This is a genomic window from Paenibacillus gyeongsangnamensis, from assembly GCF_027533625.1.
In the GTDB taxonomy this organism is placed as follows: Bacteria; Bacillota; Bacilli; order Paenibacillales; family NBRC-103111; genus Paenibacillus_G; species Paenibacillus_G gyeongsangnamensis.
Genome location: NZ_JAQAGZ010000013.1, coordinates 23,745 through 37,763, shown reverse-complemented (window position 1 = coordinate 37,763; position 14,019 = coordinate 23,745). Strand labels below are relative to the sequence as shown.

Annotated in this window: 11 protein-coding genes; all 11 read right to left on the bottom strand. The window is 58.1% G+C overall.

Translation table 11 applies throughout. From position 1 onward, the window contains the following. Positions 1-227: 227 nt before the first annotated feature. Positions 228-1,583, bottom strand: coding sequence for an Nramp family divalent metal transporter (locus tag O9H85_RS19860; protein WP_269883164.1), 1,356 nt, complete (start codon positions 1,581-1,583; stop codon positions 228-230). A gap of 290 nt (positions 1,584-1,873) precedes the next feature. Continuing rightward, a complete protein-coding gene (locus O9H85_RS19855; protein WP_269883317.1) occupies positions 1,874-2,839 on the bottom strand; it encodes a cation diffusion facilitator family transporter in 966 nt (321 codons plus the stop codon). Between the two features lie 107 nt (positions 2,840-2,946). Further along, on the bottom strand, positions 2,947-3,270 hold the full coding sequence (locus O9H85_RS19850; RefSeq protein ID WP_269883163.1) for an ArsR/SmtB family transcription factor: 324 nt from the start codon (positions 3,268-3,270) through the stop codon (positions 2,947-2,949). Positions 3,271-3,482: 212 nt separating this feature from the next. After that, positions 3,483-4,793 (bottom strand): replication-associated recombination protein A, encoded by a 1,311-nt coding sequence (locus O9H85_RS19845; RefSeq protein WP_269883162.1) that lies wholly within the window; start codon positions 4,791-4,793, stop codon positions 3,483-3,485. Between the two features lie 111 nt (positions 4,794-4,904). Then, positions 4,905-5,657: a tRNA threonylcarbamoyladenosine dehydratase gene (locus tag O9H85_RS19840; protein ID WP_269883161.1), complete on the bottom strand. Its 753-nt coding sequence runs from the start codon at positions 5,655-5,657 to the stop codon at positions 4,905-4,907. Between the two features lie 22 nt (positions 5,658-5,679). Then, positions 5,680-7,458 carry an aspartate--tRNA ligase gene (aspS, locus tag O9H85_RS19835; protein ID WP_269883160.1) on the bottom strand — a complete coding sequence of 593 codons (1,779 nt, stop codon included), beginning with the start codon at positions 7,456-7,458 and terminating at the stop codon, positions 5,680-5,682. Between the two features lie 42 nt (positions 7,459-7,500). Next, entirely contained in the window at positions 7,501-8,757 is a 1,257-nt protein-coding gene (hisS, locus tag O9H85_RS19830; RefSeq protein WP_269883159.1) for a histidine--tRNA ligase, read from the bottom strand. Positions 8,758-9,594: 837 nt separating this feature from the next. Further along, the gene (locus tag O9H85_RS19825; protein ID WP_269883158.1) at positions 9,595-11,559 is read right to left on the bottom strand and encodes an FAD-dependent oxidoreductase; all 1,965 of its coding nucleotides are present in this window, start codon (positions 11,557-11,559) and stop codon (positions 9,595-9,597) included. Positions 11,560-11,603: 44 nt separating this feature from the next. Next, positions 11,604-13,133: a coproporphyrinogen III oxidase gene (locus tag O9H85_RS19820; protein WP_269883157.1), complete on the bottom strand. Its 1,530-nt coding sequence runs from the start codon at positions 13,131-13,133 to the stop codon at positions 11,604-11,606. A 120-nt stretch (positions 13,134-13,253) separates the two neighbouring features. Then, positions 13,254-13,430, bottom strand: coding sequence for a hypothetical protein (locus O9H85_RS19815; RefSeq protein ID WP_269883156.1), 177 nt, complete (start codon positions 13,428-13,430; stop codon positions 13,254-13,256). Between the two features lie 86 nt (positions 13,431-13,516). After that, complete coding sequence (gene dtd, locus O9H85_RS19810; RefSeq protein ID WP_269883155.1) at positions 13,517-13,969, bottom strand: D-aminoacyl-tRNA deacylase; 453 nt, start codon at positions 13,967-13,969, stop codon at positions 13,517-13,519. Between the last annotated feature and the right edge of the window lie 50 nt (positions 13,970-14,019).

Below are 14,019 nucleotides of genomic sequence, written 5' to 3'. Positions count from 1 at the left end.
GGGCGGTAGAACGACAAATCCCCGCAGCTTATTCCATCTTATGCTCCGGCTTGTTTCCGGTTGACAGCCCAGGATAAACGGCTACGCCGTCTTTGTCTTTACAAGGACCGGCGCGTTTACCAAGGTTGATGCGAAGCTATAAGTTGCGAAAACTTATAAATTCTTAGCAACGCAAAAAAAACACCCTGCCCGGCCGGTAGGCCGCGAAACAGGGTGCCCATGAAGCTTTAGTGAATCCACTCCGTAAAAGTTTGGAATAATAAATAGGCATTCAAGACTGCAATGATTACCGCCACAGTCCAGGCTGAATTTTTCATCAAGCGGGAATTGGCGAATTCGCCCATTTTGTTCTTGTCGCTTGTGAATTTCACCAGCGGAATCACCGCAAAGGACAGCTGCAGCGACAGGACCACCTGGCTCAGAATGAGCAGCTCGGCGGTACCCTTTTCCCCCGAAACCGCGGTTACGATCACGGCAGGGACGATGGCGATCAGCCGTGTAATTAATCTTCGGAGCCAAGGAGCGAGCCGGATGTTCAGGAAACCTTCCATCACGATCTGGCCTGCCAGTGTGCCGGTCAATGTCGAGTTCTGCCCTGAAGCCAGAAGCGCTACGCCGAACAATACGCTGGCTGCGGTCGTACCGAGCAGCGGGGCGAGCAGATGGAAGGCATCCTCGATCTCGGCGACTTCCGTGTAGCCCGCTTGATGGAATGTAGCGGAAGCGATGATGAGAATAGCCGCGTTGATGAACATCGCGAAGAATAAAGCGATCGAAGAGTCCCAGGTGGCGTATTTGATCGCCTGCCGTTTGCCGAGCTCAGTTTGCTCGATTTGACGGGTCTGCACGATAGACGAGTGCAGGTACAGATTGTGAGGCATCACCGTTGCGCCGAGAATGCCGATGGAAATGTAGAGCATTTCCGGGTTCGTCACAATTTCCGGTCTCGGAATGAAGCCCTTGAGTACGCCGCCGATCTCCGGCTTCGCCAAAATGATGTCGATAAAGAAGCAAACGCCAATCGTCCCGATGAGCGTAATGACGAGCGCTTCGATGAAGCGGAAGCCGCGGTTTTGAAGCAGCAGCACAACCAGCACGTCGAGCGCCGTAATGATGACCCCGTAAATCAGGGGGATGCCGAACAGTAATTTCAGCGCAATGGCCGATCCGATCACCTCGGCCAAGTCGCACGCGGCGATCGCGAGCTCGCAGAGCACCCACAGCCCGATGACGACGGGCTTGCTGTAATGGTCCCGGCAGGCCTGCGCGAGATCGCGTCCGGTTACGATTCCGAGCTTGCCCGCAAGCGCTTGAAGCAGCATAGCCATCAAGTTGGAGAACAGGATCACGGACAGCAAGGTGTAGCCGAACCTAGAGCCGCCCGCCAAATCCGTAGCCCAGTTCCCGGGGTCCATATAACCAACCGCCACGAGATAGCCGGGGCCGGCAAAGGCCAGAAATTTCTTGATCCAGGAGCCCTTCTTGGGCACGCGCAGCGAGCCGTACACCTCAGGCAATGAAGGCTGCTTGCTGGTATTGCGCCACCCTTGTTCCGCAGCAAGGGAAGTAGCTTGATCACTCATAGGAATTCACCTCTTGATAACATTATTTTTTATAGATGGGTCAAGCAAAAAATTTTGCCCTAAGTCAACTTTTGGGTAAAAAAAGAGAGACTTTCTCTTGAATAACCCGGTTTATCTCCTTATAACCTTAAATGTATGCATGATGGCCGAATTTGTGCCTACTTTTATTGTATATCTGCAAAAAGTTTTGTCAAGGGCAACTTTTTCATTTTGTCGTTAATATGGGCACCCTGGAGCGCCCGAAAAAAAAGAACGGCCCTTCCTGAAGGAGAGGCCGCTAGCCGTTTTTCTTAATGAAGTTCAGCATGCCGGATGGCGGAAGTCTCAATCTGGATGGTCGAATGCCGGATCCGGAAGCGTTCCTCGATCCGCTGAATCGCCTCCTGCAGAATACGCTGCCCGTCCTGATCTTCTTCCACCAGCAGGTGGCAGCTAAGCGAGTCCATGCCCGAGGTAATCGTCCAAATATGCAAATCGTGCACGTCGATGACGCCCGAGATTTGCTCCATGACCGATTTGACCTCAAGCTGATCGACAGCGGAAGGGGTTCCCTCCATCAGAATGTGGATCGAGTGAGACAGAACGCCCCAGGCGCTTCTCAGAATCAGTAACGCGACGATCACGCTGATGATCGGATCGGCTGCATACCAGCCGAAGAAATACATGACCAGCCCCGCCGCAATCGCCCCTACCGATCCGAGTGCGTCTCCAATCACGTGCAGGTAAGCGCTGCGGAGATTCAGGTTGCCGTGAACGTCGCCTTGCTTCATTAAAGACCAGGCGCTGAGGAGATTGGCGGCTAAGCCGATGAAGGCAATGACCATCATCGGCCCGCTGTGCACCTCCGGAGGGGCCATCAGCCGCTGCGCCGCCTCCCACACGATCCAGCCCGCTACGACGAACAGCAGCGCGCCGTTAAACAGCGCCGCCAAAATCTCGAAGCGGTGGAATCCGTACGTCTTGCCGGGAGATGCAGGCCTCGCCGCAAACCAGAAGGCTGCGAGGCTTAGGGCCAGGGAGCCCGCGTCACTCAGCATATGGCCGCTGTCGGACAGTAACGCCAGACTATCGGTCCACAGGCCACCAAAGAACTCGACAAGCAGGATTCCCATCGTAATCGCTAGTGCGATCGTCAGTCCCTTCTTGTTGCCGTCATGCCCGTGGGCATGGCCATGGTGGTGATGGTGCCCATGATGATGTCCGTGATGATGGTCATGCTGATGGTGGTGATGGTGGCTTTGCTGATTTGATGTCATAGAGCCGTCATGGCGATCGTGACCCCGTTCGTGCGAACGGTGACCGCCGTCATTACGCTCATGTTCGTTCGCGTGCTCGTGCCGGTGATTGCAATCCTTCCCGCAGCTCATCGGGGTCGGCCTCCTTCATGCTTCGCATGGGCGATCGCCTGCAGCAGAAGCGTTATGACATGATCGTCGCTGCAGGAATAGATCAAGGTTTGTCCCTCCCTGCGAAATTTGACAAGCCTCAGCTGGCGAAGATATCCCAGCTGATGGGAGACCGCCGACTGCGAGATGTCCAGCACCTCCGCCAGATGATTGACGGAGCATTCCTCCTGCGATAAAAGAAACAGGATTTTAATTCGGGACGGATCGGACACCGCCTTGAAAATAAGGGAAACCTGCTCTACAGTCTCCTCCGGCAAAAACACGTGGTCCGTCGGTTTCATCTTATCCCCCGCTTACTATATATGAACACATACTCATATAAAGATCATATGCTACCATGCGAATAATGTCTATCCTTCCCGGCGAATCGCGACATAAAAAAGAAGCCCATCTTTCATCGAAGATGGGTTTGGGCAAGGATCATCAATGCCCTTCCGTCACATGATCCTTTATTCCTTTACGGAGCCCTAAAGGCACGGCTATCCCCCCAGCCTTAGGGCTTCCGGCGACGCCGTTCCTGGTTCTGCCGGATCTTGTCCTCCATCCCCTGCTCGGAGGCGTCATAGAAGTGAGCGTGCCGCACCGGGTCAGGCAAATACTGCTGCTCCACATAATGGCCCGGAAAATTGTGCGGATACAAATATCCCTTGTGGCCTAGCTGCTCCGCCCCTTTATAATGGGTATCCCGCAGGTGCAAGGGCACCTCGGCCGAACGCAGCCGTTCGATCGTCTCCGACACCCGGCCGAGCGCCAGGGGAATGGCGTTCGATTTGGGGCTCTCGACCGCGAACAGGATCGCCTGGGCGATGCCGTACTGCGCCTCGGGCCAGCCGATCTTGTGGTAAGCGTCCATGGCGGTGACCGCCTGCACCATCGCCTGCGGGTTGGCAAGACCGATATCTTCGCTGCACATGACGATCAGCCGCCGCAGGAACGTCATCGGGTCCATGCCGAGCTTCTCCACGGCATAGATGAACCAAAAGAGCGCCGCATCGCTCGAGCCCCGCAGACTCTTGTGAAACGCCGACAGCACGTCGTACTGAGTGGACTCGTCCGCTTTTACAATGGGACGGCGGATCGACTCCTCCGCTACCTCCATCGTAATGCGCACGGTCCCGTCCCGCTCCGGCGGCGTCGTCAGGGCGGCAAGCTCCAGTGCGTTCAGCGCCCGGCGGATGTCGCCTCCGGCCATGCGCGCCAGATGCTCCAGCGCCGCCGCCTCCACCTCGAGCGGCAGGAAGCCTAGCCCGCGCTCCTTGTCCGCCAGCGCGCGATGCATCGCGATCAGCGAATGCTCGTACGTCAGCGGCTGCAGCTGGAACAGCGTCGAGCGCGACAAGAGGGCTCCGTTCACATGGTGAAACGGATTTTCCGTCGTTGCGCCGATGAAGATGATGATGCCCTGCTCGACCGCAGGCAGCAGCGCGTCCTGTCTTGACGTGTTGAAGCGGTGCACCTCGTCGAGGAACAGAATCGTCTTCTTGCCGTACAGCGCGCGGTTCTGCTTCGCCTGCTCAATGACGTCCCGCACATCCTTCACGCTCGCGTCGACGGCGTTCAGCTTCACGAAAATGCCGGAGGTCCGGTGCGAGATGATATTGGCGAGCGTCGTCTTCCCTGTCCCCGGAGGACCGTACAACAGGATCGACGTGACCTGGTCCGCTTCGATCGCGCGGCGCAGCAGCTTGCCGGGGCCTACGATTTGTTCTTGTCCGATATATTCATCCAGCGTGACCGGGCGCATCCGGTCGGCCAGCAGCTTGCCTTCCGGGCTGCGCTCGGCCGCCATTGAAAATAAGTCCATCACAGGGCCTCGCATTCTACTTGAAAGTTGATGTGTTCTATTATAAAACAACCGCGGGGAAATAGAAAAGCATCCGGAGAGGGAGGCCTCCCCGGATGCTTCCTGCGCTCTTTATGGGAGCCCGGCTTTCTTCAGCAGGTCCTTGACGACGACGCTGACCGCAATGAGCCCCGCCACCGGCGGAACGAAGGCGTTGCTGGCCGGCGGCTGCTGCGCCTTGCGGATCTCCGGAGCATTCTCCGGCACGATCTTCTGCGTGACGTCGGCTCTCGGCTTGGCCGGCTCCTCCGTGGAGAAGACGACCTTCACGCCCTTCGTAATGCCTTCCTTCCGCAGCTTTTGCCGGATGACGCGGGCCAGCGGATCGACCGACGTCTTAGAGATGTCCGCCACCTGGAACCGCGTCGGGTCCATCTTGTTGGCCGCGCCCATGCTTGAGATGAGCGGAATTTTACGGCGGCGGCATTCCTTGATCAGATGAATCTTGTACGAAATCGTATCCGAAGCGTCGAGCACGTAATCCAGCGGATACTCGAACAGCTGCTCGTACGTCTCCTCGGTATAGAACATCCGCAGCGCGATCGCGTCGCACTCGGGATTGATCTGCAGGATGCGGTCGCGCATCAGCTCGGCCTTCGGCTGCCCGACCGTCGTGGTCAGGGCGTGAATCTGCCGGTTCACGTTCGTAATGTCGACGACGTCCTTGTCGATCATCACGATGCGGCCGACGCCCGTACGCGCTAGCGCCTCGGCGGCGATCGAACCGACCCCGCCGATGCCCAGCACGGCTACCGTGCTGTTCTTCATCACCTCGAGGCCTTCCGGTCCGATCGCCAGCTCCGTTCGGGAAAACTGGTTCAGCATGATGAAACGTCTCCTCGCTCGCTTAAGATTTGGCCGGCTGCTTCAGCGCGATACGGATGGACAGCTGCTCCAGCTGCTTGTCGTCCACGGTACCCGGAGCGTCCATGAGCAGGTCGGTTGCGCTCGCCGTCTTAGGGAACGCGATGGTCTCGCGCAGGTTCGTACGTCCCGCGATCAGCATGACCAAACGGTCGAAGCCGAACGCAATCCCGCCGTGCGGAGGCGTGCCGTATTCGAAGGCTTCCAGCAGGAAGCCGAATTTATCGTTAGCTTCTTCCGGAGAGAAACCGAGTGCGGAGAACATTTTCTCCTGCACCTCACGCTTGTAAATTCGCATCGAGCCGCCGCCCACTTCGTAGCCGTTCAGCACGAGGTCATACGCTTGGGCGCGGATTTGGCCCGGATCGGTATCGAAGAAGTGCAGGTCCTCTTCCTTCGGACGGGTGAAAGGATGGTGCTCCGCCACATAGCGCTTCTCTTCCTCGTCGTAGCTGAGCAGCGGGAAGTCAACGACCCAAGCGAATTTGAACTGGCTCTCGTCGATCAGGCCCAGGTCGCGGCCGATCTTCAGGCGCAGGTTGCCGAGCACGTCCGCCACGACCTTCTTGGTGTCGGCAGAAAACAGCACCAAGTCGCCTTCTTCAGCTTCCAGACGCACTTTGAGCGCCTCCAGCTCCTGCTCGTTGAAGAACTTGACGATCGGCCCTTTCAGCTCGCCTTCCTTGTAGGTGATCCAGGCGAGGCCCTTCGCGCCGTAACGGGCGGCGAACACGCCGAGGTCGTCGATCTCCTTGCGGCTCCATGCGGCGCAGCCTTTGGCGTTCAGCGCCTTGACTTGGCCGCCTTTCTTGATCACGCTCGCGAACACCTGCACGCCGGACTCCGATACGATGTCGGATACGTCCTTCAGCTCGAGGCCGAAGCGTAGGTCCGGCTTATCGGAGCCGTATTTGCCCATCGCGTCGGCATAGCTGATGCGTTGGAACGGCGTAGGAATGTCCGCACCGGCCGTTTCCTTGAACAAGCGGACTACCAGCTTCTCCATCAGGTCCAGCAGCTGATCTTGGGAGAGGAACGACGTCTCGATGTCGACTTGAGTGAACTCCGGCTGACGGTCGGCGCGCAGGTCCTCGTCGCGGAAGCAGCGGGCGATTTGGTAGTAACGCTCAAGCCCGCTGACCATCAGCAGCTGCTTGAAGATTTGCGGCGACTGCGGCAGCGCGAAAAATTCGCCCGGATGCACGCGGCTCGGCACGAGGTAATCGCGCGCGCCTTCCGGCGTGCTCTTGGTCAGGATCGGCGTCTCCACATCGATGAAGCCGTTCTCGTCGAGGTAGTCGCGGAATACTTTCGCGGCTTTGGAGCGCAGCATCAACGTACGCTGCATTTCCGGACGGCGAAGGTCCAGATAACGGTATTTCAGACGCAGCGATTCGTCGATTTCGATGCCGTCTTCGATGAAGAACGGCGGGTTCTTGGCGGCGTTCATGATTTCGATCTCGGTGATGCGCACCTCGATCTCGCCGGTGGCGAGGTTCGGGTTCACGGTTTCCGCGTCGCGCTCAACCACTTTGCCTTTAACGGCAAGCACGTACTCGTTGCGGGCACGATCGGCGATCGCATGCGCTTCTTGAGAAAATTCCGGGTTGAATACGATTTGCACCAGACCGCTGCGGTCGCGCAGATCGATGAAGAGCACGCCCCCGAGGTCGCGGCGGCGCTGTACCCAGCCGTTCAGGGTGACGGTCTCGCCTACGTTTGCTTTCGTCAGGGATCCGCAAGGATGAGTTTTCAACAGCATGATATGACTACCTCCACTATGAATAAATTTATTTTCGTGAAATTATTGAACCCGGCTGCGCAGCGTATCGGCGAACGCGGCGAGCGGGACGGTTTCTTGATCCCCGGTGGCCATCGCTTTCACGGTAATTTCGCCGCGGGCGAGCTCGTCGTCGCCGAGAATCGCGACATAAGCCGCGTTGAAGCGGTCGGCCGACTTCATCTGGGCCTTGATCTTGCGGCCCTGGTAATCCTTCTCCGCGGAAAGCCCCTGGGCGCGAAGCTCCTGCAGCAGCCTGACGCATTCCTTCTCCGCCGCTTCGCCGAGCCCGATCAAATACACGTCCAGCGGCTTCGCTGCCGGAATCTCCACGCCCTGCGCCTGCAGCACGAGAAGAATGCGCTCGAGGCCGAGGCCAAGGCCGACGCCCGGCTGGTCGTTGCCTCCGATTTGGCCGACTAACCCGTTATACCTGCCCCCGCCGCCGATCGTATCGATGGCGCCGATGCCTGCCGCTTTGTATTCGAAAGCGGTATGCGTATAATAGTCCAGTCCGCGGACAAGCCGGGGATTGATGCGGTATGGAATGCCCATCGCTTCGAGGTGCTGCTGCACCGCCGCGAAGTGGGTCGAGCACTCTTCATCCAGAAACTCCAGAATGGTCGGAGCGCCTTCCCCGTACTTCTGATCGATCTTGCAATCGAGAATCCGCATCGGATTCCGGTCGAACCGGGATTGGCAGTCCTTGCACAGCTTATCTTTCACAGGGGCGAAGAATGCCTGGATCTGCTCGCGGTAAGCCGCCCGTACCGCTGGATTGCCTACGGAGTTTACCTCGACGGTCACGTCCCGCAGGCCGATCTCCTTATAGAACGTATACCCTAGAGCGATTACCTCCGCGTCCAGGCTCGGATCGACGGCGCCGAACGCTTCGATGCCGAATTGGTGGAACTGGCGGTAGCGCCCCGCCTGCGGCTGCTCGTACCGGAACATCGGTCCGATGTAGTACAGCTTGCTGACGTCGGGCTCGCCGTACAGCTTATTCTCCACGTAAGCGCGGACAACGCCTGCGGTGCCCTCCGGCCGCAAGGAGATGCTGCGGTCGCCTTTGTCGAGGAACGTGTACATTTCCTTCTCCACGATATCGGTCGTCTCGCCGACGCCCCGCTGGAACAGCTCCGTGTGCTCGAAGATCGGCGTGCGGATTTCGCGGTAATTGAAGCGGCGGCACAGCTCCCTGGCCTTGCCTTCAAGGTACTGCCATTTCTCGATCTCGCCGGGCAGCAGGTCCTGCGTGCCCTTCGGCTTTTGAATACTCATGTATAAATCAAGCTCCTTTCTGCATCCTTCGTTGACTAAGGTAAAGCCCAAGATAAACGGCTGCGCCGTCCTTGTAATACGAGGACCAGCGCGTTTACCAAGGTTGATGCGAAGCAAAGTTACGGAAACTTATAAAGTCTTATCAACTAAAAAATCTCCCGCCCCAGAGCCAAGCTCAGGGACGAGAGATCCATATCCGGATTCCCGCGGTACCACCCACGATTCGATGGAGGAGTCGGCTGTCCCGCCCGGCTTTGTTTCCCGCCGAACTTGACGATGCTCTTCCATCACACTCCGCGAATAACGCCCGCAACGCGCGTAACGGCTACTGATCCGGCCATGCCGGCGTTCCCCGTTCGTCCTCCGGGAGGTCTGTTCGTCCGATTCGCATAGGAAGCTTGCAGCCCGTGGCTTCCCTCTCTGATTATGCAAGGTTCGAAGTACTTTGTCCCATCTTCGGATCATTGTCAACTAATGTAACCAATTATTCACCATTCTAAACTGCTACTTTACCAAAGTCAAGCAAAAAAAGCCTATATTTCGAGCGGTTGCATCATTTCCAGGATAAACGGCTGCGCCGTCCAGGCAGTAGAGAAACCCATGAAGTAGAGAAATTTGCTTTGGTACCCTGGTGGGGTATCCCCTTCCGGCCGCTGTTGTTATCGGAAAATATTCAATGTATTCGCTATTCAGCGGTAATTTCCCGATAACAAAGGCGGACGCTATCGCTCCTACAGGGGATACCCCACCTATACTTTGCATTTTTCCTGCATATCCGGGTTTCTCGTCAGTCTGAACGGCTGCGCCGTCCTTGTCTTACAAGGACCAGCACGTTTATCAAGGTTGATGCGAAACGGACACAGCCTTCAGCTTCTGGACCACATCGTTCAGCAGCAAATACGTATCGCCGTTGGTCAGCTCCTGTTGATTCTTCAGCTTGCCAAGCGTCTCCTGCTTCCAGTAGCCTCCGCCCGTGAGCGCCGCTGCGGCGCCGCCTTCCCCGGCGGGAACGTTCAGCAGCTTGCACGTCATGGCCGCCGCCTGCTCCAGTGTAACCGGCTGCGTCTTCGGATCGGCTCCGCCCTTCGCCAGCGCGTCCGCAGGCTTCCCCGGCATCGCATCCGGATTAAACTTGCGGAAGCCCTCCAGCAAATTGATCACGCGCTGCTGGTTCGATTTGGCATCCAGGCTGAAATCGTTTTTGTAGCCTCCCGAGGCCAAACCAAGCGATACGGCCGTCTTCAGCCCTTCGTACGCCGGATGCTTCATGAACGGCTGCGGATCCAGGCTGAACGGCTTCAGCACCATGCCCTGTTTGTTCAGCCGTTCCTGCAGCACCGCGATTTGCTCCTTCGATGCGGACAGCTCCCGCAGGCTCATATGCTTCTCCGCCGCCAGCTTCACCGCAGCGCCCGCCGCTTCCCCCTCGGCCATGCCAACGGGAATGACTCGCGCCGACCCGTGCGGAAGCGTATCGTAGCTGGCCGCGCGCCCTACCACGAGCAGACCGTCCGTCTTCACCGGAACGAGGCTGCGGAACGGAACCGCATACTGCTCCGGATCGGTCACGACTGCGCCCGTATCCGCCGGAGACAGCCGCTGGATATCGACCGGATATTCGCCGAAGGCGATGCGGTCCCACTGGTCGCGGTTCTCCAGCACATCGAGGATGCTGAGGCGGTATTCGCCCTGGATGTGGCGCGTTTCCCGCACATAGAGCTCAGGCGCGGTGGCATCCAGCTCGACCCCCGCGAACTCCGGATATTTCTTCTTCATGTAATCGACGATATGCGGAAGCTCGGCCTTGCCCAGCTGGAACGCTTCCTCCCGGGACTTCTCGTCGAGCCCGTCCACGCCGAAGATTTGCAGCGCATTGATCAGAATCGAATTGTCGTTCTGGCGCCCGATATTCAGCCCCCGCATCGCGACCCGCTCTTTGTTCACCGGCGGGTAATCCTTCATGTCCTTGTAGCCCCAGGCGCTCATAGCGTTGGAGCCGGTGCTGTCGTCATTGTCGTTCTCCAGCCGCTGCTGGATCTGCTTCCAGACGTCCGGCGTCACATTCTTCAGGCGAAAAACGAGCGTGACCGCCATCCGCGCCTTCTTGTCGCCGATGTCTTCCCTTCCGGTCGTATAAGGCACGCCGGCCGCAGCCGCGATGTCCGCATCCTGCGTCGCGTCGATGACGGCCCCTGCCGCAATCGTCCTCGAGCTTCCGTCCGCCAATGTGACCTTTAAGCCGGTCACCGCCGAGAGGTCCCCCGCTTTCTCTACAAGCGGGGCCATGGAGCTTGTCTTCAACAGCACATCGATGTTCTTTTCCTTCGCGACCATCTCGTTGAACGCATTGGCCGCCGTCGTCACGTCGAACGAGTCGCCCTCGATCTTGCCGTGCCATTCGCTGAAGATGCCTTTGTTGAGAACCTCCCGCTTCGGCTGCCCGCGGTCAGGCTCATAATTCATGTCCAGGCTGTTCAGCCAGCCGAGCGTCATGAGACCGCCCAGGATCTCGCGTCCGCGTCCGTCGACGAGCAGCGTCTTCTGGCCGTTCCTTGCAGCCGATACGGCGGCGGCTACGCCTTCGGGATCAGTTCCGACCACGATCACGTCGTAACGGTCCTTCGGTGTCTGCACCGTCGCCACCTTCTCCAGCGGCTTAAGCGCGGCAGGACCGGCGGCGCCGGGTGCGGCGATCTTCCCTTTTTTCCATACGTAAAGCCCTCCGGCGACGATAACGACCAGCACCGCCAGTAAAATCAGTACCAAGTATCCTTTCCCGTTCCGGGAACGACCGTAAGCCATTTGCTGCACCTCTTGCCCCATGAATAATATAAACGAATGAATAGTTAAGCTTCGGCCGGAGCCAGATAGGCCTCGTTCAGGAGCCGGATTTTCTTATCGATGTATTCCTTGTACGACTGATTGTACAGCGCCGGGTCCTTCGGGTTCGGGAACCGCTCGATTCGCTGCTCGTAGCCGTCCTCCTGCTCCACCTTCGGATAATTGATCTTACTGACGGCGCCGCAGCCGAGCCCGATAATCGTCTGGCGCTCTTCCATCATGAGGATGTTATACAAGCTCTCATAGCCTTCGAGCGAGTAGCCGACATTTTCCTGATTGCCGAGAATGTTTTTCTGGCGGTACATGTAATAGGGCACGTAGCCCATCTTCTCCGTCCAATCGGCCGCCGTCCGGATCATCTCCATTATTTCTTCGCGCTCCGCCACCTCGTAATCATCCTTGTTCTTGGTCATACGCGAGGCCCGTTTAAAGGAAAGCGTGTGTACGGTCAGCGATTCGGGCATCAGCTCCGCCGTCCGATCCAGCGTCAGCTGCAGCTCCTTCATACCCTCGTTCGGCAGCCCGATGATGAGGTCCATATTGATGTTATTCATGCCCATCTCGCGCGCAAGCTTGAACTTCTCCAGCGTCTCCGTCACCGTATGATGGCGCCCGATCGTGTCCAGCGTCGCTTGCGTGAAGCTCTGCGGGTTGATGCTGATGCGGTCTACGTTCCAGCGCTGCATGACGCGGATTTTGTCTTCCGTAATCGTATCCGGCCGTCCCGCCTCCACCGTCAGCTCGCGCACCCGGTCCATCGCCGGGAACGACTCGTGCAACGTAACGAACAGCGCCTCCATTTGCTCTGCGGTGATGCTCGTCGGCGTGCCCCCACCCCAATAAATGGTAGTAATGCTGACGCCGGTCTCCCGCATCCAACGGCCCATTTCCCGGATCTCGTAATGCAGCCCCTCAAGGAACCCGTCCACCGCTCCGTTGCCCCGGATGTCGTAAGCGGGAAACGTGCAGTAAGCGCACTTGGTCGGACAGAATGGAATGCCGATATAAACGCTGACCTCGCGGTCCAGATGAAACAAATCCGGAATGACCCGCAGCTGGCGCTCCGCAATCCCCGCAAGAAGCTCCACCTTCGGCTCCGTCACCAGATACTCGTCGCGCAGCACCTGCTTGCAGCTCTCCAGATCCCGCTTCATCATCATGTTGTGCATCAGCTTCGTCGGGCGCACGCCGGTCAGAATCCCCCACGCCTGCTCCATGCCGGTATATTCGCGCAGCACCTGCAGCAAACCGAACTCGACGCCGCGTTTCACGGTACGTTTGCGTCCGCCCTCCTTCAGATCCATCGCCCGGTCGTGACGGCTCTCGTACACTTCCCCCGTCTCCTGCACGGTCAGACGAACATGCGACTCCAGACGCTGTCCGTCTTCAAGGTCCCGAACCTCGGCACGTACCCGAAGCTCCGCCTCTACGGCGGGCTCATCCAGCAGCTCAACCTCTTCAAAAAACAACTTCACTATATGAAACAGCTCATTGGCCTGCGCCTCAAAGCCGGCTCGTTCCACGGCGATTCTCATCGGATTTCTTTCCCTCCACCCTTCGCAATGACTTCAAAACTAGCAATAGTGTAGCACATTTCCCCTCCCGAAGAAACAAACAGACCGCTCTCGCTTGCTATCGAGAACGGTCTGTTCCGGTTATCGGGACGGCTTCCGCGGCGTTCGCTTGAACTGCTCGCTGGCCGATGAATAGGAGGAGGTCCACTCGCCGTCCTCCCATGCGGGCGGTACGAATGCGGCGGCCTCCGCCACGCTGCTGCCGAGGAGCTGCTGCTCCGGAAGCGTTACATACTGCTCTTTAGGCGATCGGTACATGCAGGACAAGGCTCCTTTTTCTGGTCGAAACCATGGGGTCGTTATCCACAGTTTTCCCAGGAAGCGGCGCCTGTATCCCTGAAACCTTAGCTGCCGCTGCCGCGGCTCTCCAGAATGAGCGTCACCGGCCCGTCGTTGACGAGCGAGACGTCCATCATGGCGCCGAACCGGCCCGTTTCGACGCGGAGCCCCTGCTCCCGCAGCATCGCATTGAACCGCTCGTAGAGCGGTTCGGCCTGCTCCGGCCGCGCCGCAGCCATAAAGTTCGGCCGCTTGCCCTTGCGGCAGTCTCCGTACAGCGTGAACTGCGATACGGACAGAACTTGTCCGCCGGTCTCAAGGATGGACAAGTTCATTTTGCCCTGGTCATCCTCGAACACACGCAGTCCCGCGATCTTATCCGCCAAATACCGTGCATCCTGCTCCGTATCCTCGTGCGTTACGCCGACGAAGAGAACGAAACCGTGCTCAATTCTGCCTACTGTCACGCCATCTACCGTAACCTGCGCTGATTTGCTGCGCTGAAGCACAACCTTCATCGGATTCCTATTAACCCCGTTTCTATACAAACTAATTAACAAATTCCCGT

What these genes read in the sequence shown, in the direction of transcription:
- O9H85_RS19855 (WP_269883317.1), bottom strand. Translation starts at nt 2,839, where the DNA reads ATGACATCAAATCAGCAAAGCCACCATCACCACCATCAGCATGACCAT.
- O9H85_RS19815 (WP_269883156.1), bottom strand. Translation starts at nt 13,430, where the DNA reads ATGTACCGATCGCCTAAAGAGCAGTATGTAACGCTTCCGGAGCAGCAG.
- O9H85_RS19860 (WP_269883164.1), bottom strand. Translation starts at nt 1,583, where the DNA reads ATGAGTGATCAAGCTACTTCCCTTGCTGCGGAACAAGGGTGGCGCAAT.
- aspS (WP_269883160.1), bottom strand. Translation starts at nt 7,458, where the DNA reads ATGCTGTTGAAAACTCATCCTTGCGGATCCCTGACGAAAGCAAACGTA.
- hisS (WP_269883159.1), bottom strand. Translation starts at nt 8,757, where the DNA reads ATGAGTATTCAAAAGCCGAAGGGCACGCAGGACCTGCTGCCCGGCGAG.
- O9H85_RS19850 (WP_269883163.1), bottom strand. Translation starts at nt 3,270, where the DNA reads ATGAAACCGACGGACCACGTGTTTTTGCCGGAGGAGACTGTAGAGCAG.
- O9H85_RS19820 (WP_269883157.1), bottom strand. Translation starts at nt 13,133, where the DNA reads ATGAGAATCGCCGTGGAACGAGCCGGCTTTGAGGCGCAGGCCAATGAG.
- O9H85_RS19840 (WP_269883161.1), bottom strand. Translation starts at nt 5,657, where the DNA reads ATGCTGAACCAGTTTTCCCGAACGGAGCTGGCGATCGGACCGGAAGGC.
- dtd (WP_269883155.1), bottom strand. Translation starts at nt 13,969, where the DNA reads ATGAAGGTTGTGCTTCAGCGCAGCAAATCAGCGCAGGTTACGGTAGAT.
- O9H85_RS19845 (WP_269883162.1), bottom strand. Translation starts at nt 4,793, where the DNA reads ATGGACTTATTTTCAATGGCGGCCGAGCGCAGCCCGGAAGGCAAGCTG.
- O9H85_RS19825 (WP_269883158.1), bottom strand. Translation starts at nt 11,559, where the DNA reads ATGGCTTACGGTCGTTCCCGGAACGGGAAAGGATACTTGGTACTGATT.